The organism is Paenibacillus baimaensis (assembly GCF_025567575.1).
Genome location: NZ_JAOQIO010000098.1, coordinates 85,091 through 110,308, shown reverse-complemented (window position 1 = coordinate 110,308; position 25,218 = coordinate 85,091). Strand labels below are relative to the sequence as shown.

Annotated in this window: 23 protein-coding genes; 9 read left to right on the top strand and 14 right to left on the bottom strand. The window is 45.5% G+C overall.

From position 1 onward, the window contains the following. Window positions 1-212 precede the first annotated feature (212 nt). Window positions 213-2,921, top strand: a complete 2,709-nt coding sequence (gene acnA / locus OB236_RS28730; RefSeq protein ID WP_262686982.1) for an aconitate hydratase AcnA — start codon at window positions 213-215, stop codon at window positions 2,919-2,921. Between the two features lie 226 nt (window positions 2,922-3,147). Here the strand turns inward: acnA and OB236_RS28725 are convergent, their stop codons facing one another. Beyond that, complete coding sequence (locus tag OB236_RS28725) at window positions 3,148-7,026, bottom strand: S-layer homology domain-containing protein (RefSeq protein WP_262686981.1); 3,879 nt, start codon at window positions 7,024-7,026, stop codon at window positions 3,148-3,150. Between the two features lie 265 nt (window positions 7,027-7,291). Here OB236_RS28725 and OB236_RS28720 point away from each other — a divergent pair, with 265 nt between their 5' ends. Next, window positions 7,292-8,662 (top strand): S-layer homology domain-containing protein, encoded by a 1,371-nt coding sequence (locus tag OB236_RS28720; RefSeq protein ID WP_262686980.1) that lies wholly within the window; start codon window positions 7,292-7,294, stop codon window positions 8,660-8,662. Window positions 8,663-8,848: 186 nt separating this feature from the next. On the opposite strand, the gene OB236_RS28715 is transcribed toward OB236_RS28720, so the two are convergent. Then, window positions 8,849-9,592 (bottom strand): IclR family transcriptional regulator, encoded by a 744-nt coding sequence (locus OB236_RS28715; RefSeq protein WP_076230312.1) that lies wholly within the window; start codon window positions 9,590-9,592, stop codon window positions 8,849-8,851. Window positions 9,593-9,915: 323 nt separating this feature from the next. On the opposite strand from OB236_RS28715, the gene OB236_RS28710 reads away from it, so the two are divergent. Next, window positions 9,916-10,935 carry an alpha/beta hydrolase gene (locus tag OB236_RS28710; RefSeq protein WP_262686979.1) on the top strand — a complete coding sequence of 340 codons (1,020 nt, stop codon included), beginning with the start codon at window positions 9,916-9,918 and terminating at the stop codon, window positions 10,933-10,935. A 110-nt stretch (window positions 10,936-11,045) separates the two neighbouring features. Here OB236_RS28710 and folE read toward each other — a convergent pair whose 3' ends face one another. The 7 genes from folE to OB236_RS28675 form a co-directional block, all read right to left on the bottom strand. Continuing rightward, a complete protein-coding gene (gene folE / locus OB236_RS28705; protein ID WP_076230314.1) occupies window positions 11,046-11,636 on the bottom strand; it encodes a GTP cyclohydrolase I FolE in 591 nt (196 codons plus the stop codon). Window positions 11,637-11,660: 24 nt separating this feature from the next. Further along, window positions 11,661-11,873, bottom strand: coding sequence for a YneF family protein (locus tag OB236_RS28700; RefSeq protein ID WP_076230315.1), 213 nt, complete (start codon window positions 11,871-11,873; stop codon window positions 11,661-11,663). A 98-nt stretch (window positions 11,874-11,971) separates the two neighbouring features. Continuing rightward, window positions 11,972-13,003: an HD-GYP domain-containing protein gene (locus OB236_RS28695; RefSeq protein WP_262686978.1), complete on the bottom strand. Its 1,032-nt coding sequence runs from the start codon at window positions 13,001-13,003 to the stop codon at window positions 11,972-11,974. A gap of 131 nt (window positions 13,004-13,134) precedes the next feature. Continuing rightward, window positions 13,135-14,301 carry a tRNA epoxyqueuosine(34) reductase QueG gene (gene queG, locus OB236_RS28690; protein ID WP_262686977.1) on the bottom strand — a complete coding sequence of 389 codons (1,167 nt, stop codon included), beginning with the start codon at window positions 14,299-14,301 and terminating at the stop codon, window positions 13,135-13,137. A gap of 24 nt (window positions 14,302-14,325) precedes the next feature. After that, window positions 14,326-14,922, bottom strand: a complete 597-nt coding sequence (lepB, locus tag OB236_RS28685) for a signal peptidase I (protein ID WP_076230318.1) — start codon at window positions 14,920-14,922, stop codon at window positions 14,326-14,328. A 20-nt stretch (window positions 14,923-14,942) separates the two neighbouring features. Further along, entirely contained in the window at window positions 14,943-15,488 is a 546-nt protein-coding gene (locus tag OB236_RS28680) for a DUF402 domain-containing protein (RefSeq protein ID WP_076230319.1), read from the bottom strand. Between the two features lie 274 nt (window positions 15,489-15,762). Beyond that, window positions 15,763-16,185 carry a GNAT family N-acetyltransferase gene (locus tag OB236_RS28675; RefSeq protein ID WP_076230320.1) on the bottom strand — a complete coding sequence of 141 codons (423 nt, stop codon included), beginning with the start codon at window positions 16,183-16,185 and terminating at the stop codon, window positions 15,763-15,765. A 371-nt stretch (window positions 16,186-16,556) separates the two neighbouring features. Between OB236_RS28675 and OB236_RS28670 the strand changes: the two genes are divergently transcribed. From OB236_RS28670 to OB236_RS28660, 3 genes are all read left to right on the top strand, one after another. Further along, a complete protein-coding gene (locus OB236_RS28670; RefSeq protein WP_076230321.1) occupies window positions 16,557-17,174 on the top strand; it encodes a superoxide dismutase in 618 nt (205 codons plus the stop codon). A gap of 285 nt (window positions 17,175-17,459) precedes the next feature. Then, window positions 17,460-18,578, top strand: coding sequence for an HD-GYP domain-containing protein (locus OB236_RS28665; RefSeq protein WP_262686976.1), 1,119 nt, complete (start codon window positions 17,460-17,462; stop codon window positions 18,576-18,578). Between the two features lie 25 nt (window positions 18,579-18,603). Continuing rightward, entirely contained in the window at window positions 18,604-19,290 is a 687-nt protein-coding gene (locus OB236_RS28660; protein ID WP_076230323.1) for a Crp/Fnr family transcriptional regulator, read from the top strand. Window position 19,291: 1 nt separating this feature from the next. Here OB236_RS28660 and mutY read toward each other — a convergent pair whose 3' ends face one another. Beyond that, window positions 19,292-20,437, bottom strand: a complete 1,146-nt coding sequence (gene mutY, locus OB236_RS28655; protein ID WP_262686975.1) for an A/G-specific adenine glycosylase — start codon at window positions 20,435-20,437, stop codon at window positions 19,292-19,294. 68 nt (window positions 20,438-20,505) lie between these two features. On the opposite strand from mutY, the gene OB236_RS28650 reads away from it, so the two are divergent. The 3 genes from OB236_RS28650 to OB236_RS28640 are packed head-to-tail and all read left to right on the top strand — an operon-like array spanning window position 20,506 to window position 22,336. Beyond that, window positions 20,506-21,369 (top strand): AraC family transcriptional regulator, encoded by an 864-nt coding sequence (locus tag OB236_RS28650; protein WP_262686974.1) that lies wholly within the window; start codon window positions 20,506-20,508, stop codon window positions 21,367-21,369. Window positions 21,370-21,392: 23 nt separating this feature from the next. Next, window positions 21,393-21,959 carry a hypothetical protein gene (locus OB236_RS28645; protein ID WP_262686973.1) on the top strand — a complete coding sequence of 189 codons (567 nt, stop codon included), beginning with the start codon at window positions 21,393-21,395 and terminating at the stop codon, window positions 21,957-21,959. Further along, complete coding sequence (locus OB236_RS28640; protein ID WP_262686972.1) at window positions 21,956-22,336, top strand: c-type cytochrome; 381 nt, start codon at window positions 21,956-21,958, stop codon at window positions 22,334-22,336. Before OB236_RS28645 ends, OB236_RS28640 begins: the two co-directional genes overlap by 4 nt. Window positions 22,337-22,393: 57 nt before the next feature. Here the strand turns inward: OB236_RS28640 and acpS are convergent, their stop codons facing one another. From acpS to OB236_RS28620, 4 genes are all read right to left on the bottom strand, one after another. After that, window positions 22,394-22,795, bottom strand: coding sequence for a holo-ACP synthase (gene acpS / locus OB236_RS28635; RefSeq protein ID WP_262686971.1), 402 nt, complete (start codon window positions 22,793-22,795; stop codon window positions 22,394-22,396). A gap of 83 nt (window positions 22,796-22,878) precedes the next feature. Next, window positions 22,879-23,688: an ammonia-dependent NAD(+) synthetase gene (gene nadE / locus OB236_RS28630; RefSeq protein ID WP_262686970.1), complete on the bottom strand. Its 810-nt coding sequence runs from the start codon at window positions 23,686-23,688 to the stop codon at window positions 22,879-22,881. 114 nt (window positions 23,689-23,802) lie between these two features. Beyond that, window positions 23,803-24,237: a BrxA/BrxB family bacilliredoxin gene (locus OB236_RS28625; RefSeq protein WP_076230329.1), complete on the bottom strand. Its 435-nt coding sequence runs from the start codon at window positions 24,235-24,237 to the stop codon at window positions 23,803-23,805. Between the two features lie 111 nt (window positions 24,238-24,348). Continuing rightward, window positions 24,349-25,128, bottom strand: a complete 780-nt coding sequence (locus OB236_RS28620; protein WP_262686969.1) for a polysaccharide deacetylase family protein — start codon at window positions 25,126-25,128, stop codon at window positions 24,349-24,351. Window positions 25,129-25,218: the final 90 nt, after the last annotated feature.

Sequence of the window (25,218 nt, the reverse complement as noted above, 5' to 3'; positions counted from 1 at the left end):
AGGACAAGCTCATGCACATACCTTAATGATTCCAATATATGAAGGAATACGTCTGATAATGATTCAATTTAACCTTTACGTAGCCTTCCGCAGCATGTATACTTAACTTATAACAATTATGAAATCTTGTTTCATTCCATGAAACAGAAGTTGTTTTGGACAATGGCTCATCCTGAAATACAGACTTATCATTCAAAGGAGGACATTCACACATGGCTAGAAAAGATCATTACTCAGTACGTACACCGCTCGAAGTTAATGGTAAAACTTACCAATACTACAGTTTGCCTGGACTTCAAGACCAAGGACACGGCAATATTTCCGCGCTGCCTTTTTCCATTAAGGTGCTTCTCGAAGCAGCTGTTCGTCAGTTTGACGGCAGAGCTATCACATCAGAGCACGTAAGACAAATCGCAACCTGGACTGAAGGCAGAGAAGAGAAGGAAATTCCTTTTATTCCCGCTCGTATTGTTTTGCAGGATTTCACAGGGGTTCCGGTTGTAGTTGACTTGGCCGCTATGAGAGATACGGTAAAGCTTGCTGGTGGAAATCCTAAGCAAATTAATCCGCTTGTACCTGTTGATTTGGTTATTGACCACTCGGTTATGGTCGATGCTTTTGGTACCGCTGACGCTTTGGAAACCAATATGAATATTGAATTCGAGCGTAATGAAGAGCGTTATCGTTTCCTTCGTTGGGCTCAAACGGCATTTGACAATTTCCGTGCTGTTCCACCAGCTACAGGTATCGTGCATCAGGTTAACCTCGAGTATTTGGCTTCCGTAGCTGCCACCAAGGTAATCGACGGCGATACTGAAGTATATCCAGATTCACTGGTAGGTACGGATTCCCATACAACGATGATCAATGGTCTTGGTATCGTAGGCTGGGGAGTTGGCGGTATCGAAGCTGAGGCGGGTATGCTTGGACAGCCTTTGTATTTTGTCACACCTGAAGTTATTGGCTTCAAGCTGACTGGTAATCTTCCAGAAGGTTCAACGGCTACCGATTTGGCCCTAACTGTTACACAAATGCTTCGTAAAAAAGGTGTTGTCGGTAAATTTGTTGAATTCTATGGCCCTGGTCTTAGCAATATCAGTCTGGCTGACCGTGCAACAGTTGCCAATATGGCTCCCGAATATGGTGCTACAGTAGGATTTTTCCCTGTTGACTCCGAGTCACTTAATTATTTAAAAGGAACTGGCCGTGAGGATGATCAAATCGCTCTGGTTGAGGCTTACTATAAAGCACAAGGCATGTTCCGTACTGATGATACACCTGACCCTGTATTCAGTGACGTTATTGAGCTCGATATGTCAGCAGTCGTGCCAAGCTTGGCAGGTCCAAAACGTCCACAGGATCGTGTTGAATTAACTTCCATGAAGCAAGCCTTCCATGATATTGTTCGCACACCGATCGAAAAAGGCGGTTACGGCTTAAGTGACGCCAAAATCGAAGAAGTTATTGATGTACAGCATGCCAATGGCGATGTTAGCAAAATGGGTACAGGCGCTGTTGTTATCGCCGCTATTACCAGTTGCACCAACACTTCCAACCCAAGCGTTATGATCGGTGCCGGTTTAGTAGCCAAAAAGGCAGTTGCCCGCGGCTTAAGAAAACCTGCTTACGTAAAAAGCAGCTTGACTCCAGGATCGCTGGTTGTAACTGACTATTTAAAAAATGCAGGTTTGCTGGAATCTCTTGAAGCTTTGGGCTTCTACGTTGCAGGCTACGGCTGTGCCACCTGTATCGGAAACTCCGGTCCTTTGCCGGATGAAGTAAGTCAAGCAATCACTGATAACGACATGACCGTGGCTGCCGTACTATCCGGTAACCGTAACTTTGAAGGCCGTGTTCATGCTCAAGTCAAAGCTAACTATTTGGCATCCCCGCCGTTAGTTGTCGCTTATGCTCTGGCTGGAACGGTTAACATTGATCTGGCTAACGATCCAATCGGCTATGACCAAGCCAATCAACCTGTTTACTTGAAAGATATTTGGCCATCCAATGCAGAGATTCAAGAGGCTATTGCTACAGCCATGAGCCCAAGCATTTATCGTGAGAAGTACTCAAATGTGTTCCGTGCTAATGAGCGTTGGAATGCGATCGAGGTTCCTGAGGGTGATCTGTACGAGTGGGACGAAAAATCGACTTATATCGCAAATCCTCCTTTCTTCGAGCGCTTAGGCGATGGAGTTGCCGATATGGCTGATATCCATGGTGCAAAAACATTGGCACTGCTTGGCGATTCGGTAACAACCGACCATATCTCACCTGCTGGTAACATTAAGGCTGACAGTCCTGCTGGCAAGTTCTTGATGGAGCATGGCGTTAGAAAAGAAGATTTCAACTCCTACGGATCCCGCCGCGGTCACCATGAAGTCATGATGCGCGGAACATTCGCTAATATTCGTATTCGTAATCAGGTAGCACCAGGAACTGAAGGTGGCGTAACTACTTACCTTCCAACAGGTGAAGTCGAATCGATTTATGATGCTTCCATGAAGTATCAGGATCAAGACACGAATCTTGTCGTTATTGCAGGTAAAGAATACGGTACAGGCAGCTCCCGTGACTGGGCGGCAAAGGGTACATTCCTATTGGGTGTTAAAGCCGTTATTGCTGAAAGTTTTGAGCGTATTCACCGCTCGAACCTCGTAGGTATGGGCGTGCTTCCTCTTCAATTCAAATCAGGACATGGCTGGAGTGCACTTGGTATTACAGGTACTGAAACTTTTGATATTACAGGCTTGGATAACAATGTGCAGCCGGGTCAGGATGTAACAGTTACTGCTACTCGTCTGGACGGAACCAGCTTCAGCTTTGAAGTCGTTGTGCGTTTGGACAGCTCGGTTGACATTGATTACTATCGCAATGGCGGTATTCTCCAAACGGTCCTTCGCCAAATGATCGCTGAATAAATTGAGGCAAATAGCATAATGTATGAGAGGCTATTTCTGAGGTCCATAGACTTCAGGGATAGCCTCTTTATTTGTGAGTTATCATACCGATAGTGAAGAACACAAAGAGGAGGCTGTTCCGTAAGCACACAATCTGCTTAAGGAAACAGCCTCCTCTTCCAGTCGTTCTGTAATTAACCGTTACCCGTTGCTTATTTCAAGTGCAATGCTTTTACCTACCTACAACCTACAGGTTAGCTGGCAGAGCCTTCAAATATTTTTGCAGCAATCGTACAGCAACTTGTCCTGCTTCAGCCCTTGTCATATTGGCTAAAGGATAGAAGTTGACAAGCGGTTTGTTCTTGGAAGGAATTGGTGATACGACATTGCTGCCGACCATAATTCCTGCAGAGTTTAATGCATCAACTGCCGAGCGAGCGTAATTATTGATGGAGTCACTGTCAGCAAAAGCTTTTTCAATTTTCGCTTTGAGCTTATCATCATTAACGGCCAGCTTCACATTCAATGCGCGTGAGATCATCACCGCAGCATCTTGGCGTGTTAATTGTAAATCCGGTGCAAATACGAGATCGTTCAATCCTTGAACAATACCAGCCCTTGCAGCTGTTTCGATTTCTTCATAATTCCATGTGGCCGAACGGCTTCCTGGAATGATATCGAAGAATGTCTTTTTATCATCATAATTTAATCTCATACCTAATGAACGAACAAGTAAAGCAGCAAATTCACCACGTGTTACATAATCAGAAGCTCCAAAATCGTTGCTGCGAAGTGCAGGCATGTACCCTTTAGCCAGCAGTGTTTGCAAAATATTCCTTGCCCACTCATGATTGGATACATCCTCATAACCATATTTCAGCTTACCAACCATATAGTATCCGAAGTTATCAAATGGAACCTCAATCGTTTTTGCTTTAATATTGACTTCTCCGCCAATATTTCTCCAAATTCCATCGTCTCCCAAATAAAATACCGTTACTTCCGTAGCTGATTGATCCACTACAGCATCATTGTATTTAAGGGTTAACGTTCCACGGTCAGTTGGTGAAATTTTACGATTGGCATAATTGTTATAACGCGTGTAGGTTCCTTCTGTGGAATATGGAGCTAATCCACCTGTAACGTATTTATAATCAGAAGCTCCTACCTTGGATTGCTCACCAAGTCCTGCGGAGATCCAGAAATAATCTGATACTCTTGTAAAATGGTCACGACCCAAATCATTCGAGAACTGCGTGGATAACGAGCTGTCGATAGGGATGACAGTTTGTGATGTTTGCGGTGTCCGGTAGTCAATATCCGTTCCCAATTTTTGATTATAATCATTCACAAGATCGGTATTACCATTCTTAGGATCAGCAATCCCGAACAGAATATTACCTGTCGGCTCAATCTTTCCATCAATGACGCGGCGCAGCACGTTTGTCTTAGGGAAAGTCAATTGCAGATTTTTGTTGAATACATCATGCTTTGTGCCAAGCGGTTCCATGAACATGGCGCCTACACCATTACTCGTTACATAGCGAACAGTAATCGTTTCCTTGGCTTGGTTAGTACCATTCTGTACTACCAGATTGATTTTATTGTCAGTGTCACCTTTTAAACCTGTTAACGTGTAAACAAAACGATTCGCAACGTCTGTACGAGGCTTTGCAGAATTTCCGTTAATCTTCACATCAGAAGCTCCAACCGCTTCCACATCGAAAGTAATGAAATTCTTATTTACAATGATCGCTTCACCTGTATTAGCAATAGGCGCAAGCAACCGATATGGAACGCTTTGACTTATAACCGTAAGCGTCTGGTTTACCTTGGCACCAGCGGTATTCGTGAATTCAATCGTATACACATGGGTTCCGGCAGATAAGGGAACATCATTCATTCGAATTTTAAACCCGCTTGTTGTCCCATCATAGTTAACCGAGCTGTAATAAGCATTACCAGCAGTAGAGCCTGGTGTAGGAGTACCCGTATACATCAGATTCTGGCCTTCTCTGACAGTGACAAGATTCGCCCCTGCACCTTCAATGAAAAAGTCGAATTTAGCCAATGTTGTCGTATAAGTGTTATTACTTAAAATTAGCTCTGGTGAAGCCGGTAAATAAACAGTTGGGTCTGTACTGCTGATATCTCCGCGCGGCCCATTCGGAGGCGTTAGCGGACGAACGATATTGATGTTAGGTGTGTTCTCATCCACGACATAGAACGTAACTTCCTTCGTGTACTTACGTAAAACACCCGGCGTAGGAAGTGCGTTATCGCTATAGTCGACAATAATTTTGAGCACGTTCCGTCCTGTGAAGAGTGGTCCTGGTTGTACGCCCGGTGTGGCAAGATCGGAGTCACCAATGATTAAATCAGTTGGGTCGATATTGTATGAACCATCTGGCTGTACTGCAGAAATATTTGGAAATGGAACACTCGTATTATTAATAATTAATTGCTTGGCCAGCATGCTGTTACCAAAACCGATGATTTTACCTTTTAACGTGATGCTTTGAACCGTTGCTGCTGAAGAATTAATATTGAATACCTGGTCATTGTAGATATTATCCAGATCGACGTACAGCTTGGCTACGAAAGTAATTTTACCTGTATAGGAAACCGGAGCTGTTCCAGCGGAGAACGCCAATGTCTGGGTACCTTCAGGCAAACCAGTTATTTTATATATCTGCTTGCCTGCATTAACCGTACCAGTTGGAACAATCGCCGTTAGGGCTACTCCCAGAGTTACGGTTCCAAGAGGCTGAATGGCTACTTTTAATTCATTAGGAGTACCAGCCGCAGTCAAAGGTTGTGATGGATCAACCATAATATAAAAATCCGATCCGGTTACACTTGAACCATTGAAAGGAACCGCAGAAGTACTGTCGTCAACAGCACCACCTGTATATTCAGGCGATAGTAACTCAACACCTCTGATTACTGTTCCCGTAACATGCTTGAAGCTGAAAGCTTTACCAATAGCAATAGGAGCCGCTGCTAATGTCGGATACGTTAGAGACACGATAACCGGCTGTGTGGAGCTTGGATCATTGATTGTAGCCGGCAGATTAAATACAGTAGTCTTAAACTTGACCAATTTATAAGCAGGATCGCCATACGTATTGGTAATCACCGTTTCTACAGTATTTTTGGGAGCAGGGGCGGGAGGATCAGGAAGTATGCTTACAGCCTGCCCGTTTATAGTAATACCTACATTCGTATTATCAAAGGTTTCAGCCTGGAATGGATACAGCAATTCCATCGTAAGTGATGCTGTGCCAGCAGGGTCCGTTAAGGTCGGAATTGTACCCAGTATATCCTTTGTTTCCGCTCCTTCAGTTATACTGACTGCAGTGAAAGGTTGAGTCGGGTCATAGTAATACACCTGACGCTTTACATTAACGGAATCCGTGTTATTGGACAATGTGATATCGAATTTGTTCAGCCCGGGAGTTAATGTAATTGCAGGAGCGTAATAGAGCCCGTTGCTTAGAACTGAAGCGCTTTGCCCATTAACCGTTACTTTAGTTGCATTACTTGCATTCCCTTGAATGTAAGCTACACTATTCGTCAGAACCAAGCCTGTGCTCTCATTCAAATCATAGTTTTGGTTATTCGACGTAATTTGCAATGTATTAATTAACGGTGCCGTATCGTACAACACGTAAAACACATCAGTTTTCGTGGCACCGCCCTGTGACCCGTTAAAGGTCAGACGATTGTAACCGGGAAACAACTGAACGCCGCTAATCTGAAACCGATTATTGGTAGCACCGACCGACGTATTAAAGGTTCTGCCGGATTGCGCTGTCCAGGCTGTATTGTTGATCGAAACGATTTGATCGACAGTTAACGTCAAGGTACTGCCGGTCATTTGCTGAAATGAACCTGTAATAGAAAGAGTGCCTGCATTCGTAACTTTCGCTGTCGTCCGATTCAGGTTGGCGCGTGCAGCAGGCGTGGAGGAAATATCCATATTGCCTGTTACCGCCAGTGACGCGTCGTCAGGAATAAAAAAACTGGATGCTGCCTGAGCCGCAGGTAACGGAAGAATCGACACCAGCAATGCAAACATAAGCGTAAAGTTTATTAATTTCTTCATGTGTTTCAAGTATTTCAATGCAATCGCTCCTTATTTATAAATCGTAATTTGGCTCCAACTTTCCCCGAACTCGTCCTACCATCACCACCCTAATTCTAACCCCTCTAGCATTATTTACCTGAAAGCAGAATTTCCCCAATAGACTATGATACTTATATCGGCTTGAGAGCATATTTTTTTTAACAATCATTGAAAAAAGTTCCCCGCTCACAATCTTGCAATACAAATATCAACTTTCTTCTAAGTTTTACCGATATAATGGGAGAGATTGGAGGATTGGAACATGATAAACAAGTACGTTAAAAAGATGAAATCGGCTGCATGGCTGCTGGCCATTGCTTTAATTGTGCCCGGCCCGTCAGCCAAAGCCCAAGTTTCGTTCAGCGATATCGATATGCAGCAGAAGGCTTGGGCGGTAAGCTCCATTTATGTAATGGCGGAAAAACAGGTGCTGACAGGTTATACGGATGGAACTTTTCGGCCAGACAAGACAATTACCAAAGCAGAATGGACTCAAATGATTTACAAGCTATTTAATACGTATCGTCCTAATTTAACGGCAACAGGACAGCAAAAAATTAATGGATTTGCCGATGTAACTACACAGCATTGGGCTTATCAGCCTATTTCGGAAATTTTCAACTATTCGTTCCAGTGGGGCGTATATGGAGTTGCTTCGGATGGACAACTGACCTTCCAGCCAGATACAGAACTAAGCCGATTAGAGCTATCTAACATGCTGTATTCGTTTTTCGATACGCGTTTGATCGATCGGCGATTAAGCTCTAACGATGTGTGTTCCGTTACAGCAAGCCTCAGAGATGTGCCTGTGAAGTTTTTCAAAAATAAAGACGATTATGATGCGGCTGCGAAAGCAGACGGTCGATTGGATAACGCGAATGTCCAGATCACGACCAGCAACGGGGTTCTACCCTCTTTATTTATGGGAACAGACGCGGTCGATTGCAGTTTTGGAACCGATGGATTTTCCAATGCACAATCAAGTAGCCTGGCCAGTCTGCAGGCTTCCGGGATTATGACAGCAACAGCAGATGGATATTTTCGTCCACTGGATAAAGTTACGCGCGCAGAAGCCGTAACGATCCTAAACCGTATTTACAACTTTCTCAAGAAAAATTACTGGTTGCCGGATTATTCCAGCATTAGCCTTGAGCAAGCCAATACCGGAGACCAAGGAAACAGTGCTGGCGGAGGTGGTCTGACAGGCTCTATAGGCAACGGCTCAGGAGGTTACGGAGGAACAACTGGGGGCAGCGGCTCCAATCCCACAACAGTCAAGGTACGCGATTATTTCAAGCTGCAAGGCCCTAACAATGACATAGGCACTTTAGCCAAAAACGTCAAAAAAGACGGTGAGATCGAAACTGCCGTCATTCCTCTGGATTACAAGTATCTCACTATAAATCTGGTAAGCCAGGATAAAACGGAAATGGTCGACCTTTCAGTCAATATAGATGGTAAAGCCAATTTGTATAAACAGGAATCGTTTCCCTTGACGCTAGAGATTAGCGGTGCCCAATCCGTTGGACTACGTACACAGCAGAGGAACACATCCATCATCAATAAAAAGGGTGGAACCATTACACTGACTGTCAAGCTGGATAAGCAAAAGCCTTTGCCTGTTGATCCATAAGCTGTACAACATACAGCATAGTGCTCACGCCTCATACACCATGTTCAATGGTCTATGAGGTTTATTTGTATTTATGGTCAGACTTGATAAGCATGATGGGTTATACAGCAGATGTGTGGTCCAGCAAAAAAACACAGCTTTTCCGACAATCCGATAAGCTGTGTTGGGATTAATGATGGGATTCATTCATCTAAGCATCTTGCCCATTCGACGAGCAGCTTCGATCAATACAGGAGCATGCTCCTTCATCTTTGCCAGCGTTAATCGATTAGAAGGACCGCTGACCGCTAATGAAGCTACCAGCTGTTGTGCCTGATTATAGATAGGTACAGCTACGGCGGCGGTCCCAAGCTCTCGTTCTTCTACACTTGTTGCGTAGCCCAATTCCTTGGCCTCAGCCAGCTGCTGAAGAAATACAGTCCGTTCCAGGGCCGTTGGTAAATTGTGAGCCTTCATCAGGGCCTCCAACAGCTGCGGCTCGGCGAAGGCTACCAGAATCTTGCTCGATGCACCGACATACAATGGTAGCCTTGCCCCAATCGGAGCCACTCGTCTTATCGCTTGATTGCTTTCTACCGCCTGCACGCGAACCCGCTCCAAGCCGTCACATACATAAAGACTGATCGTCTCATCCAGCTGATCACGTAATCGTTCCATTTCCGGAAGCAGAATCATAGCGGGATCATGAGTATGCACCATGTTGGCAGAAAGCTCCCATATTCGAAAACCCAATCGATATTTATCCGTTGCAAAGTCGCGCAGTATAAAGCCCTTTCCCTCCAGTGAAGCCAGCAAGCGATGCACCGTGCTTTTATGAAGGGATACGCGGACGGCAATTTCCGTCAAGCTCAGGTCAGATTCATCCGTAAAACAAAGCAGTATATCCAAAGCGCGCTCAACCGCACGCACTGTTAATTTGCCGTCCTCCATCACGATTTCCTCCGATTTTCAGTTTCACTTGATGAAACCCTGTTACATATAGTATAACTCATGTCTGCGTATACCGCAAAGTGTTTATTAACTAAAATCCAGAATTTGGGTCCACTATTACATGTATATTACAACATGTTTACATTTCTCCCCGTTGATTGACGATACACGTTTCCGGTCTTACTATTATAAATAAGAAGCTGAATCAACTACAACCTATGAATGTTTTATAACGTATCATCGGGATCCTATTGTCTTAGTAAATAGCCGTCCGCTGTGCATTTTCAACACCATGTTATTTTAGTCAACTAGGAGGGATTTCGATGGAAACCAACCCCTTGCCATCCGTTCAATTAACTACTGCACAATTAGAAACCGCTCTCAATCGGCCGCTTCTAGTCAAGCGTAGAGTTAAACAGGTGCTTATTGCACTCATTTCGCTACTACTGCTTCTATTCAGCCTTGTGATGGCGTTCCATGCCTATATTGCCTGGTCCTTGGCAAGACCTCATATCGATCCACTGCGCTCCAATCCAAGCCTGTCGTTTGGAGCGGCGTACGAAGACATTACGTTTCCAAGCTTGAACGATAGTTCGATCTTATCTGGCTGGTATATCCCTGCGGCATCCTCCCCGAGTATCGGTAAAACCGTTATATTCTCACATGGCTACGGCGGCAACAGAGAAGAAATTTGGGTACCTTTGTACAGCTTGGCTCAAGAGCTTCATAAGCAAAATTACAACGTACTGATGTTCGACTATGGATATGTACAACCTGAAATCAGTGCAACCGGTGGAATTCGCGAATCACAGGAACTGCTGGGTGCCGTCAAATATGCCAAAGATAAGGGTGCGGAATCCGTATATATATGGGGCTTCTCCATGGGGGCAGGAACGGCTCTGCAAGCTGCGCTTCAGACTAAAGATATCGATGGGATGATTCTGGACAGCACCTTCATTCTGGAGCCGGAAACGATGTATCACAACATGAAGCAAATAGCCAATCTGCCCAAGTTCCCTTCACTGGCGCTCGTACATTTATTTTTCCCGCTTATTAACGGTGTTAGTCTGAATCAAATTCCGTATAACCAAGTGAAAGAAGCGCAGTACTCGATGCCGATCTTGTTCATTCACGGTAAACAGGACCAACGCGCTCCTTATGAAATGGTTCAGGAAATTTTCCGTAATCAATCTGCAGGCTCCAGCTCACAGCTGTGGCTTACGCCTAATGACACACACGAGCTTATATTTAAAGCACAAAAGAAAACCTATTTATCATTGACGATGGGATTTCTTAAGGGGATGAATACCAAGCCAGCTCTCTCAGCTAGCAGCGGGATATAAGACAAGTAGCTGAATCAAAGTCTGGCTTGATCGGAGATTCAAGGGTATGGACATAAAAAACAGGCTAGCATCCTTCCTTAGCTGGGGGACGTTAGCCTGTTTAGTTGTTGTTAATGCTTGAGTAGAGACAAAAATTCTGAGCGGAGGGCCGCATTGGTACGGAAAGTGCCGCGCACGGCTGAGGTTACCGTCTGACTGCCCGTTTTCTTCACGCCTCTGGAGCACATGCACAAGTGTTCCCCTTCGACAACAACCATGCAGCCATGAGGCGTCAATTCTTCCTCAAGAATATTGGCCAAATCCGATGTAATCCGCTCCTGTACCTGCAATTTACGAGTTACCGCGTCAACCAATCGGGCAAATTTACTAAGGCCGGCGATTTTACCGCTTGGAACGTATCCGATATGGATCTTTCCGAAAAAAGGTGCCATATGATGCTCACACTGGCTGTAATACACGATATCTTTGATGATTACAAGCTCTTCATGCTTCTCATCAAAGGTTACACCTAATATATCCTTATAGTCTGCCTCATAGCCTGCGAATATTTCTTCATACATCCGGGTTACTCTTGCCGGCGTTTCCAACAAGCCCTCCCGATCAATGTCTTCACCAACCAACCGCAAAATCTCGCGGACATGCCCCTCGATTAATGCACGGTTGTTTATTACACTCGTATTCTTATAATCTTTAGCTGGCATGACTTTGGTTCCACCTCTCTGGACTTAAGGACGAAATTTTCGATTTTTCATCATTTGCTGTGCTTTGCCGAGCTGCTTTTTGTCTAGATTATAACCCATTTTTTTGGCCATTTCCTGCAGCATCTCCGGATTGCTCTGCATCTTTTCAAGCTGTCTGCGCAAATAATACACACCTGCGAAAAATCCGCCGACTGCACCGACAAGCAAAGTTAGTATTGGAATAATATAGTCCCACATCGTTGCTTATTCACCTCACTACTATTGATCATTATTGTATCTTAACAAATAAGAGGGTCAGGTACAACTCACTTTTACCGCAAAGTGCTGCTCCGTTCTCACTGTAATACGCTATCAATGAACACGGTTGTATGCTTGGCCAGATCGACTTCTACGACCTCCAAATCCGTCCCTGATTCGGATTTAACCACTCTGACGACAGGACGTCCGGGAAGTCCTCTGTGCTGTCCAACCACTACACCCGTTTCTTTGGAAGACAGCCTTACCGAAGTGCCTGTAGGATAAACTGAGATCGTGCGCAAGAACTGAATCACAATCTCTCTGTCCAGCTCTTCCCCTGCCAATACCATCATGTGCTCACAAGCTTCATGCGGCATCATGCGCCGACCGAGCGACAAATCGAACAACAGATTATCGTAGGTGTTGGCAACGGCTACAATTCGTGCATACAGGTGGATTTGATCTCCCTGCATCTCTCTTGGCAGACCGCTGCCGTTCATCTTCTCATGATGCTGAAAAGCGACGTGGGCAATAAGCAGGCTTAGCTCACGTTTGTTCTTTAACAGCTCAAACCCACGCCAGGTATGATGCTTCTTTAAATCCTCGGATGTATCGTCCGTAATCAATTCAACCTTACCGATATCATGCAGCATCGCCCCAATAACAAGCTCCCGCAGTTGGTTCATAGGCATTTCCATTTGAATCCCGATCAGTGCAGACATCATGCTCACATTAAGCGCGTGCACATACATTTCATTGTCTTTGGTCCGAATATCGGACAGTTGGACCAGCACATCTTTGTTTTTCATAATTTCATCAAGCAAACTATCAATGCTTCCGTTAATATTACGTGTATTAAAATCTTTACCTGAACGGATGGAGTCAAACGTTTGTCCCATCCGCTGCATGACCGCGCGCTTCGTCTCCTCGGACACAATATCTATAATCTCGATATCCTCAAACAACGGATCTTTAATGTAAATCATCGTAACGCCTATGCGGTTCAGGGTGTTGATCATATAAACCGTAAGCTGCACCCCATCCGATAGTAATACAGCACCATTACCGGAAAAAATTGTCCTACCCAAATGCTCCCCTGGCTCTACATTATCAATGTGTACGTATCTCATCGGGTCTCCGTTCCGAACGTGTCAACAGCCCACAATAGCAGCTGAAATCGTGTGTATCACGTCCATATTTAATTTGACAGAGCCTATTCTGCCTATGCCACACCCACAGTCTGATAAAGAAATCAATTGTATCAGTGCTTACAGGACGTAGAGGCTTTATCCAGCTCCATAAGAACCGTTTGGTGTTGTTCTTTACCAAGTGCCTCTTCTATGGCCACTTCGGCCTGCTTGCCCCCGATTCTCCCTAATGCCCACGCGGCGGAGGCACGGATTTCCGGCCTCTCATCTGTGATAAGCAGTTCATGAAGAACAGGAACAGCGGATTGATCCTTAAAATGTCCTAGTGCATAAATCGCATTGCGTTGAATGGGCTTCCTGCCGCGCCACGCAGCGGAGCTTGTACCAAAACGCTCTTTAAATTCACGGTTGCTCATCTTGAGTAGCGGAAGCAGCAGCGGTTTGACCTGCTCCGCATCCGGCTGGAGCTCGGGATGATGCGTCCAGTTCTTTCCCTTGTTCTTCGGACATACGATCTGGCACGTATCGCAGCCATATAGACGATTTCCGATCTTTTCTTTCATTTCATCTTCTTCAACATGCCCCTTGGTTTGAGTCACATAGGAGATACAACGGGGCGCGTTCAATTGTCCGGGGCCAACCAATGCTCCTGTCGGACATGCGTCTATACAGAGCGTACAGTCACCGCAGCTTTCAGTTACTGGCATATCAGAAGGCAAAGGCAGATTCGTAATCATTTCGCCCAAATACACCCATGAACCGAATTCAGGTGTGATCACCAAACAGTTCTTTCCGATAAAACCAAGACCTGCCCGCTCCGCAACTGCTCGATCTACCAAAGCCCCTGTATCCACCATGCTTTCCATCCGGGCATCAGGAACGCGTTCACGAATCCAGGCCTCCAGCCGCTGCAGCCGGTTGCGCAGCACCTGATGGTAGTCCAAACCCCAGGCCGAGCGGGAAAAGATACCCCGATATGCACCAAGCTCTGATCGCGGCGCATTAACTAGCTTGGATGGATAAGCAACAGCAATGGAAATGATCGTTCTGGGTTCTGCCAAGCTGAGCGCAGGCTCGGTCCGTTTATCAAGATCCGGCTCCTCAAAGCCGGATTCATAGCCCTTGGCGCGATGCTGCAGCAGAATCGATTTTAATTCCACAAAAGGCTCAGCGCTGGAAATCCCTATTTTATCAATACCAAGCTCTGATGCGGCCTCACGCATGTCTTGCTTCAATTGATGCCAGTCCATGCGGTTACTTTGGTTCACAGCTTCCGTCATGTTCTGCATCACCTCGCTTGAAAATTAAAGAATCCTGATTTTGGACAGCGGCCACACAATTAACTCCGCCCGCCCTTCTATCTTATCCAGAGTCACAGCTCCAAAGCTCCTGCTATCATAGCTGGCGAGACGGTGGCGATTATCGCCCATCACAAACAACGATCCCTGTGGTATCGTATATGGCTCCAGACTCCCGTCTTCAATAGGTGAATCCGTGTAGCTCTCCATCGCAAACAATCCGTTAACATACAGCTTCCCCTGCTGAATCCAGACTTCATCTCCAGCTACGGCAACAACCCGTTTCACCAGAAAAATAGGCTGGGGCTCACTGGCCTCCGGCTCCTTGACGACCACAACATCGCCACGATTGGGACTCCCTATGAATTGAACGGTTTTATTAATAAATAACCACTCATTTTCTTCAAGAGTAGGCTGCATGGAAGCTCCTTTTACAGTTGAAAGGTGAAAGCCGTATTGATGGACCATCGCCACAATGAATAAGGCAATGAGAATGGATTTGGTCCAACTCCAGACCTCTGTCAAAAGCCCGGCTGAATGATCTGCTGCCAACATGTCTGTTGATAGTCGTTCTTCCGATTTTTTGGTAGTAAAGAAGCCCATTTTACGCCTCCATTCCTTACTTAACCTTTCCACTTTTCCCACTCTCGGTAATAATAATGCACCCACTCATCGCGAAAAGGCGCTTGATCAAGCTGAATGCGGCTTAATAAATCATTCAGCCCCTGCTTTACTTTTCCTTCTACAATGGCAGAGTAATGATACATCAGCTTGTGCTGCTCATATTCATCCTGATCGACAACATGTACAGCACCGCCTGGCATTCGGATCACATCCAGGTCGTAATCGATATACGTAATGACGTTCCCGCTCAAGTAGGGAGGTGAAGCAACATTACAGTAATATCGCACACCCGATTCTTCCAAAAGAGCGACTACATTAAACCACTGTTTGGGGATAAAAAAAGAGACACCTGGAATTCGGCTAACCCACTCTTTCCCGTCCGCCTCAATAATTTTCGTTTGACTATTGATAAGGATCATCATCGATTCCGCTTTGTGTGATTCATGATGCAGCGATTCCGGAACCAAAGCGTTCTCAACCCACATTCGGTGCAAGTGTCCGTCATGCTTAAAGCTTTTGATGATATGCGTGGAAAAAGTCGCCATGAGGTCCATACCCTTCTATATGTAACATAAGACCAACGAAGACTTCAGCAGGCTTTCCCCAAGGAGAATGATGGGAGTCCATCCTTCACTATCGCCTCATTCTATATCGGTTGGTTCTGACTTTACTTCGGTTATACATCATACGTTCCTGCGTAAATGATAACACATCTGGTTCATGGAAAACAGTTGTGCCAACACAAAAAAACACAGCCTCCGTTGTTAGCGAACAGACCGTGCCCGTTATAAACACTCCGTATTGTTAGGAAAACGGAGACTATCCGTTTACGATGCTCAAGCGGTGTGAGGAACGTGAGAAATCGGTGTCCTGGTAGCCAACGGATTCATACACCGGTAAAACCATCTCGTTATGAACATCTACTGTGATCATGATCTTGCGTACCTTACGCTGTACAAAACGTTGTCTCATCGATTCGATCAATGCCTTACCAAAACCGCGTCGCTGAAATTCCGTACTTACAGCGATACGATAATAATAGCCGTTGTGATTGTCGATCGTACCTACGATTACACCTACGATTTGTTCATTCTCGGCAGCTACTAATACAAGCTCGCTATCCCAAGAAAGCTGCCTTGCAAAAGCTTCCATTGTTTCATCATAACAGGCCTCGCTTAATACGTGCTTGAATAAATCAGTAACAGAAACATAGTCGGACAATTGAAAGGGACGAACAAGCATCAACGGAACTCTCCCCACAGCATGGTTTTGTTTATTTCTATCTGGTATAAAATACGACAAATAGAGCTAAATTCCTTCTTATTTATTTGAAAATACACAAAAAACTTTACAAATGATTTATAATCTCTTGAAAGCGCTGTTTTTTAAGCGTTTTCAAGAGTATTAGTGCTCATATTTTCTATATTTTGGATAATTCCTTGGTCCTGTGGATGGATAAGTTTATAGGTCTTTTGTAATAATAAGACTTAGAGTCTGAATCCGATTGAGCAGCGTAGTGGATACTTAATATACATACATGTTGCTTTTATATGGAATATAGGCGATAATAGGATTGAATTGGAATCTACATAACTATTAGGAGGTATTTACGAATGGCACATCAATTACCAGCTCTTCCTTATGCAAACAACGCTTTGGAACCACACATCGACGAGACTACGATGATGATCCACCACGATCGTCACCACAACGCATATGTAACTAACCTGAATGCGGCTTTGGAAGCTCATCCTGATCTTCAATCCAAGTCCATTGAAGAATTGATCTCCAACCTGGACAGCATTCCAGAAGGCATTCGTACTGCAGTTCGTAATAACGGCGGCGGACATGCCAACCACTCCTTGTTCTGGGAAATTATTGGACCTAACGGCGGCGGCGCACCATCCGGCGCATTAGCTGATGCTATCAATGCTGAGCTTGGCGGATTTGACAAGTTCAAAGAAGATCTTGCTAAAGCTGGCGCTACTCGTTTTGGCAGCGGCTGGGCTTGGCTTTCCGTAACTCCTGCAGGTAAATTGGTTGTAAGCAGCACGCCTAACCAAGACAGCCCAATCTCAGAAGGCAACACGCCAATCCTGGGTCTGGATGTATGGGAGCATGCATATTACTTGAAATACCAAAACAAACGCCCTGATTATATTTCAGCTTTCTGGAACGTTGTTAACTGGGATGAAGTTGGCAAACGTTACGCAGCTGCTGCTGGTAAATAATAAGACATACATTGTAAAACCGGGACTGGATACCCTCCATTCCCGGTTTTTTGCGTTATCTATAGATGCAGCTCCGTTGGTTTTCTAAACGGTTTTATAGGACTATTTGATCATTATGCGACAAAATTTGATAAACACTTGACTTTTGTAGCATTATACACAGAATTATGTCAATCTTTGTGGAATAATGTAGCACATAGACACATGACTAGAGAACCATTGTGGCCCGAATTTCATCATCGTTATAGTGTCTAAACTACTAGTAAGCAAAGGTGATTTGATACTATGAGATTACTCCCTCTTTCTATGATTCAGCCCGGTATGCGATTAGGTAAACCCATCATCTCTGAAGAAGGTCAGACTTTAATCGGCTACAACGTGGAACTCAGTCAATCTCTGATCAATAAGCTGATCCAATTTGGCTTCCAGCAAATCTACATTAAAGACAAGCGAACCGATGACATCTACATCGAGGACTCCATAAGAGAAGAAACACGTCTTGTCATTCGCGGCCAACTGACTCGCAGCTTTCAAATGTTGCTTTCCTCCAAATCGGTGACGCTTAGCGAACGGCAGCAGATATCCAAAACTGCGAATCATTGTATAGGTCTGCTCAAGGACGATCTGAAATCCCATATTCGTCCTTCAGACGACACGATTATGTTGATGGTGATGAATCGAAGTACTTTTTCCATGGTCGAGCACTTTTTCCAGAATGCACTCAATGTAGCTGTCTACGCAACTCGTATCGGAATGATAGAAGGCTATAGCACGACTGACTTGGAAGCTCTCGGTATGGGGGCGATGTTCCATGATATCGGCAATGCGATGGTACCCCATTCCCTGCTGACCAAAAAAACATCCTTGTCTCCATTGGAATTCGAAGAAATCAAGAAGCATACCGAGCATGGCTTCAAGCTTCTGCGTGAAATACCTGGTGTTCCCCTACTCTCTGCTCACTGTGCGCTGCAGCATCATGAGAAGGTGAATGGCACCGGCTACCCCTTAGGTCTCTCCGGTACAAGTGTACATCCTTTTGCTCAATGGGTAGGTTTATTGGATGCCTATGATGCGATGACAAATCCACGTCCTTATCGCGCTTCCTTGCCACCGGATCATGCATTAGAAAATCTTTTCACCGGAGCTGGAACGTTGTATGATAAGAGTAAGGTGGAATTTTTCCGAAATAAGGTGGCTATTTATCCAGTCGGCCTTAGTGTTCGCTTAAGTACCGGCCAAACCGGCATTGTATCCAAAATTAACCCGTCGTTCAAGCAGCGGCCTGTGGTAAGAATTTTGACCAATGAGCAGGGCGAGCAGCTAAGATATCCGGAAGAGATAGATTTATCCCGTCACCTACACATCATGATCTATCGTATCGGAGAGGATGCACTCGTTCATTAAGACTGGAAAAGAGATGAATTCTTTCATGAAAAGTTTAATTCCGTTGTTACAAAATGTACCCTTGTTTCAAGATTTGGCAGTGAGTGATCTGGAGATCATTTCTCCTTTATTTGTTGAGCGTGATTTTAAAAAAGGTACGATTTTATTTTTCGAGGCAGATTTGGGAGAGGAATTTTTTCTTATACAATCAGGAGTCGTCAAAATTTACCGAATTGATTATGCCAAGGAAATTATTCTAGCACTATTTCGTGATGGAGATTTTTTCGGAGAAATGTCGCTGATCCAAAAGGGCTTGACCCGTTCGGCTACAGCGGAAACGCTTGAAAACTGTAAAATCTACACATTAATGCGTTCAGAATTTTATCATTTTCTCGAACAAACGCCTAAGCTGAGTCTGAGACTTCTTGAAGTCACGATGGAGAGACTCCGTAAAGCGAATGAGCAAATTTATGATCTTACCTTCCTCGACGTACGGATGCGTATTATCAAAGTCGTATGCAGACTTGCTCAGGATCACGGCATCATTAAGCAGGGAAGATTGATGATCAATATGAAACTGACTCACCAGCAGATTGCCAATCTGGCTGGTACCGTCAGAGAATCCGTAACCAAGGTACTACAGGAGCTGCAGGAGGATCAGATCATCACCATCGAGAAAAAAATGATTTTCATTAACAAAATGGAAGCCATGAAAAGACTTCTCCCCCTGTAGCTTACAACTCTGTACAGGCTGCAAAATACGCATTCAATATTTTCAGAAACACGTTCGGGAATGCAAAATTGTCCATTGTCGCGCTATCCACCCATTGATAATGAGAAGGCAGCAGCATGCCTGCAGGGCTTGGAATGATACCAGGCTCTAGTCTGCATGCAATAACATCCATATCCCAGTGAATATGGCTGAACGTATGCTCAGCGTGCATAAACCATCTTTCCGGAATAATACCGATCGTTTCCTCTGCCAATTGGTCCGTCAGCAGCTTGAATGATTCTGGTATAAGTTCCGGCGAGGATGGACTGGCGGCCATATAGGTAAACGGAACCTCTGTATGAGGCAGCTCCCACATGCGGGCTAACAGCCCTTCCTGCGGTCTCTGACGAATTAGAACTTTACCTTGGTGATCACCACTGCCTGTAATTAATGCAGCTACCCGCTGCTCTGGACGTGGGGGCTTGGCCTTTTTCTTAATCGGCAGCTGCTCCTCCATCCCCGCTTCACGGGCTGAGCAATGCTCCATAACCGGACAAGTCAGACAGTTCGGGGAACGCGGCTTACATACCATAGCTCCAAGCTCCATCAAAGCCTGATTAAAATCCCCTGCAGCTCCTTCGGGAATCAATGCTTTTGCCAGCTTTTCCATTATTCCTCTTGTACTCGGCTTCATAATATCTTCTTCAATCAAAAAGTACCTCGATAATACCCGCATCACATTGCCGTCCACCGCAGGCTCAGGCTTGTTATAGGCGATACTCAGAATAGCCCCTGATGTATACGGACCCACGCCTCGGAGTGAGGAAATTTCTTCTTTATTATCGGGTACTATGCCTCCGTATCGTTCGTGAACCTCTCTAACGGCCCCTTGCAGATTACGTGCCCGTGAATAGTAACCAAGACCTTCCCACAGCTTGAGCACGTCTTCTTCCGGTGCTTCAGCTAATGCTTCCACTGTAGGGAACCTTTCGATAAAACGATGAAAATACGGAATGACCGTATCCACCCGCGTTTGCTGCAGCATGACCTCGGAAATCCAGATATAATAGGGATTGCGGCTGCGACGCCATGGCAAATCGCGGCGGTGACGAAGATACCACGCCAGCAGTTCATTTGAAAAGTATTGTTGTTTATGTGTCGTGTCCATGAGTTCTCCTTCTGGTGATACATATTGTGGTATAATAAATGGCAGCTTTTAGTGAAGGAGTGGGACCGATGCTGACTCCTGGTGAACTAGCCGCCAGACTGAATAAACTAGTAATTTCCCTGCTGCTTGTCGGCCATCAAAAATGCAGTCCCGAATGGCGACAGTTGCCCCGAACGATTCGTCATCATTCGATTTGGCTGATTATTAAAGGAAAAGGCAGCTTTACGATTAATGGAACCCATTACCCTGCGGACCCTGGCAAGTTCTTCTCCTTCAGTCCCGGTATGGAGGTTGAGCGGCAAACCGATCCTGAGCAGCCACTGGAATACTATTTCTTTCGTTTTCATTATACGGAAACTTTCGACGAGAAGGAACAGTGGATTTCCCGAAGCTCTGAAGAATCGCCATTTCCTCTGGAGGGTATGTACACCGTACACAACACACCCCAGCTTATTTATTTGTTCGAGCAATTGGACATATTATGGAAGCGTAGAGGGCATATGACCGCCATGCGTCGTAAAATATTACTGTTGGAGTTTTTCATGACGTTGATTCAGGATTTCCGCGCACAAAAGGTCGCCGGAAACACAACAGCAGCTATAGAACTAACCCAGGATTATATGGTAGGCCACTACCAGGAGCCTCTGACTCTAGAAGGGCTTGCGCAAATGGCTGGCTTGAGTATAAGCCATTACTCACGATTATTCAAAAAATACATAGGCTACAGCCCCATCGATTATTTGACGCATCTCCGCGTTGACCGTGCCAAGGAGCTGCTGATGCTGTCGGATTATCGTCTGAAATCGATAGCAAGCAGCGTAGGCTACACAGATGAGTTTTATTTCAGTCGTATTTTCAAAAAAGTAACCGGCGTATCTCCACGTGACTATGCCAAAAAGCATCGTTTTGTAATGTCGGCAGATCGCAATTGATGCACAGAAAAGGTGTGAAGATGATGAAATCAGTTGAAGCTATGAACCCGAAGCAGACTGTATTGCAAAACATTCAAAGCTCACGACCATATCTCGTATGGTTAATGATCTGGGGTATCCAAGCCGTGCTGGCGTCCACCTTGGAATTTATCGGGCAATGGCTGAATGTCGCTGCCTGGCAGTCGATTCCACTGTGGATTGCGCTTGCAGCTAGTGCTGTTGTGATAGGGAGGGATGTCCGTCTTGGCGTCTGGTCCAAATTAACGATACCGGCAGGTCCATCGGTATGGGCTCTTATTATGCTCATTGTAGCGGTCTGGACACTTGGGTATGTACACGCTGCGGATACGTCCTTTATACCCTTGATAAAATCCTTCATTGTGGCTGCTGCTCTCGCTCAGCTAGGTGTATGGCTTGGAAAACCTATTCTTTATATAGGCATATGGCAGTTTGTGCTGACACTTGTGGTTGCGACTCAATATTTGGGCTTGGCCTCAGTGGCGCTTGGTGGCGCTGGAGGACTAAGTATGATTGCTTTAGGATGGATGTTGTACATAGGAAATAAACAATCGGAGGAGGTTATCCAATGAACAGACAGACCCAATATATGCTAACCGCGATTCTTATTGTAGCCATTGGCGTCATATCAGGCTGTGGCAGCAATACGCAAAACAGCGGTAAGGAGCCTTTTGGAGCCGCTAAAAATGCCAATTCAAATGATGCGTTGGTGGGTGCGCCTGAGCAAGTCCAATCCGTATATAAGCAAAATTGCCTTTCCTGTCACGGAGGTGGACTTGAAGGACGTGTGGGACCCAAAACGAATCTGCAGCAGGTGGGCTCACGATTAACTAAGGAGCAGATTGACAAGCAGATTACTGGCGGCGGCAACGGAATGCCTGCCTTCGGGACCAAGCTGAAGCCAGAGGAAACGCAGGCGTTGGTAGATTGGCTGGCTACCAAGCGTTAAAGGCGACCTGCGCTTCTGCCTTCTGTGGAGGCTCGGGCTTCGTTGAACGGCCAACTGCTATGCGAGTTGCCCTCTGTTCTCAACCATCACATATGCCATTGCTGTCGAATCGGTATGGGTGATGCTGAGGTGAATGACTGTGCAAGCCGGATCAAGCTCCAGCCGCTGTAAGGCTGCATGATCGACCGTACAGATCGGCTTGCCGCGTTCATCCGGCAGCACCTCAATATGCTGCAGCGACACCTGCTTGCCGATACCACAGCCCAGCGCCTTGCTGACCGCCTCCTTGGCGGCAAAGCGGCCGGCAATAAATTCGGCAAGGCGACCCTGCCGCTTGAAGGCCAACTCCCGCTCTCCCGGCGTCAGCACGCGAACAGCAAACCGCTCCCCTGCGTCGCCCTTCATAATCTTATTCACTCTGGCGATGTCGACTAAGTCGATTCCAATGCCTATAATCATTGAAGCTTTAACCTTCTTCCATGCTTTCTATGTCGATGAGCTACAAATGTGGTGAGTGATGAGCATGCTTATCCAGTGTAATGCTATACTCCCGGAATAGTTACTCGCTTATGCTCGGTCTTTAGATATTGCTTCTCCAGCTTCTCCTTGGCTGCAGGAGAAATCTCTTTGCCCTCCAGATAATCGCTATTGTCTTCATAAGAGATGCCAAGCTCAGACTCATCCGTCTGTCCTTCCCATAAACCAGCCGTTGGCGCTTTATCCAGCACACTTTGCGGAACACCCAGCACTGCTGCTAGCTGTCGAACTTGTCGTTTGTTTAATGTACTCAATGGTGTAATATCAACGGCACCGTCTCCATACTTCGTGAAAAATCCGGTGATCGCCTCCGATGCATGATCGGTTCCAACCACAAGTAAATTCAAATCGAATGCCAATGCATATTGCAGCACCATCCGCGTTCTTGCCTTTACGTTGCCTTTGCCCGCACGACTTAGATGACGATGAATACCGATCGATTTAAGCCCATATTCGGCTTCAAGTGCGATTTCATTGACGGTTTCTTCGATATTCGTCTCGATTTTATAGGTTAATCCGAAGGCTTCCGCTACCGCATAGCTGTCTGTAATATCCGACTGCTCGCCGTAAGGCTGAAACACGCCTACCGTTTTGTACTCTCTTCCCTTTTCCGCCGTTAACTCATCGGTGGCCTGCTTGCACAATCCTGCTGCCACTGCGCTGTCAATACCTCCGCTAATCGCAATCAACAGCCCATCGACAGCGGCATTTTCTATGTATTGCTTCAAAAAGTCAACCCGTTTGCGAATGTCCTCATCCACCTGTATAGTCGGTTTCACACCCAGCTTAGCGATAATTTCCTGCTGCAAATTCATGATTCTCCACCTCTCCCTATCCATTTTTACAAAAAAACTCCCGCAGCAGCCCAGGGAATCCTGAGGCCGGGGGAGTCTTCGTATATCGGAAGCGTTTATTGGATAAACAGCTTCCTACTTACAGTAGTTTTCAAAAGCGCTTGTCAGGTCGTTAGCGATTAAATCAGCGGAACGATCCTCAATTTGATGACGTTGAATAAAATGAACAAGCTGTCCATCCTTAAACAAAGCGATTGATGGTGATGATGGTGGATAAGGAGCCAAATACTCACGTGCTTTGGCAGTTGCTTCTTTATCCTGACCGGCAAATACCGTGAACAAATGGTCCGGTTTCACCTCGTTTTGCAATGCTTTGGCTACACCTGGTCTGCATTGACCAGCAGCACATCCGCATACGGAATTAATGACAACAAGAGCTGTACCTTTTACGTCTGCGAGGTTCTCAACAACTTCCTCCGGCGTACGCAGCTCAGTAATTCCGATTCGGGTTAAATCATCTCTCATCGGTTGGACCATATCTTTCATGTACGATTCAAATGACATCGACATCTTAGCTCATCTCCTTTACTAACATAATGATATAAAAACTATTCTAACTCCCATTATACATCGGCAAGGTTGGAAAGCAAAGGTTCTTTGTACGCTCGCCATAATCTTCGGTTAGCTTTTTCCTGGTCGCAGAAATTGAAAGGTATAAGAATCCTTGCCCAGCACATCAAAATGATAACCAGAATGCTGCAGATAGGAAATAATTTCCGGTAGTGCTTCCACTGTCGTCGTCTTTACATCCATATCGTGCATAAGTACAATAATTTGTTTTTTGCCGCTGCTGTTGCTTTTAACCGATTCCACAATCGCTTCCTTGCTCTGAGTGACCGCTGCTGCGTCAGTAGAACTTACATTCCAGTCAAAATACTGATAGCCAAGAGATGACATCTCGCGGGTAATAGCACTCATGATATGACGGCCACCTGATCGCCAGCTTAAATGATTATTGGATCCTCCGGGATAACGAAGGATATTAGGCCTGACCCCTACGGTTTCTTCCAAGAATCGGTTCAGCCGATCAACATCAGCCTTAAAGGCCCCTACCGAAGCATAAATACGTTTATAATCGTGTGAATACGTGTGATTGCCGAGCGTATGCCCTTCATCTACAATTCGATGAAGCATCTGCTTACTGTAGTCCGAGGTTTTTCCTGTAACAAAAAATGTAGCCTTGATCCCATCTTTCTGTAAAATATCCAAAATGCGTGAAGTACTTTGCGAAGGTCCATCGTCAAAGGTTAAGTACGCAATCTTATCTGATGACGTTACAGCTGCAGCTGCTGAAGATGGCGGTAACAAGACTGCCGCTACGCCCTTCCCACCTATTTGTAAGGTGAAGACACAGATCATCATGAACAAAGCCGCAATTATCCCGTAAATAAGGTATTTCATAGCAGTCCTCCCCTGCAATTAGTATGGACATAGGTGGACGTCAGCAGGCTGGGCGATTATTGGTTCCCATGCTATGAATTCCCTTATTCA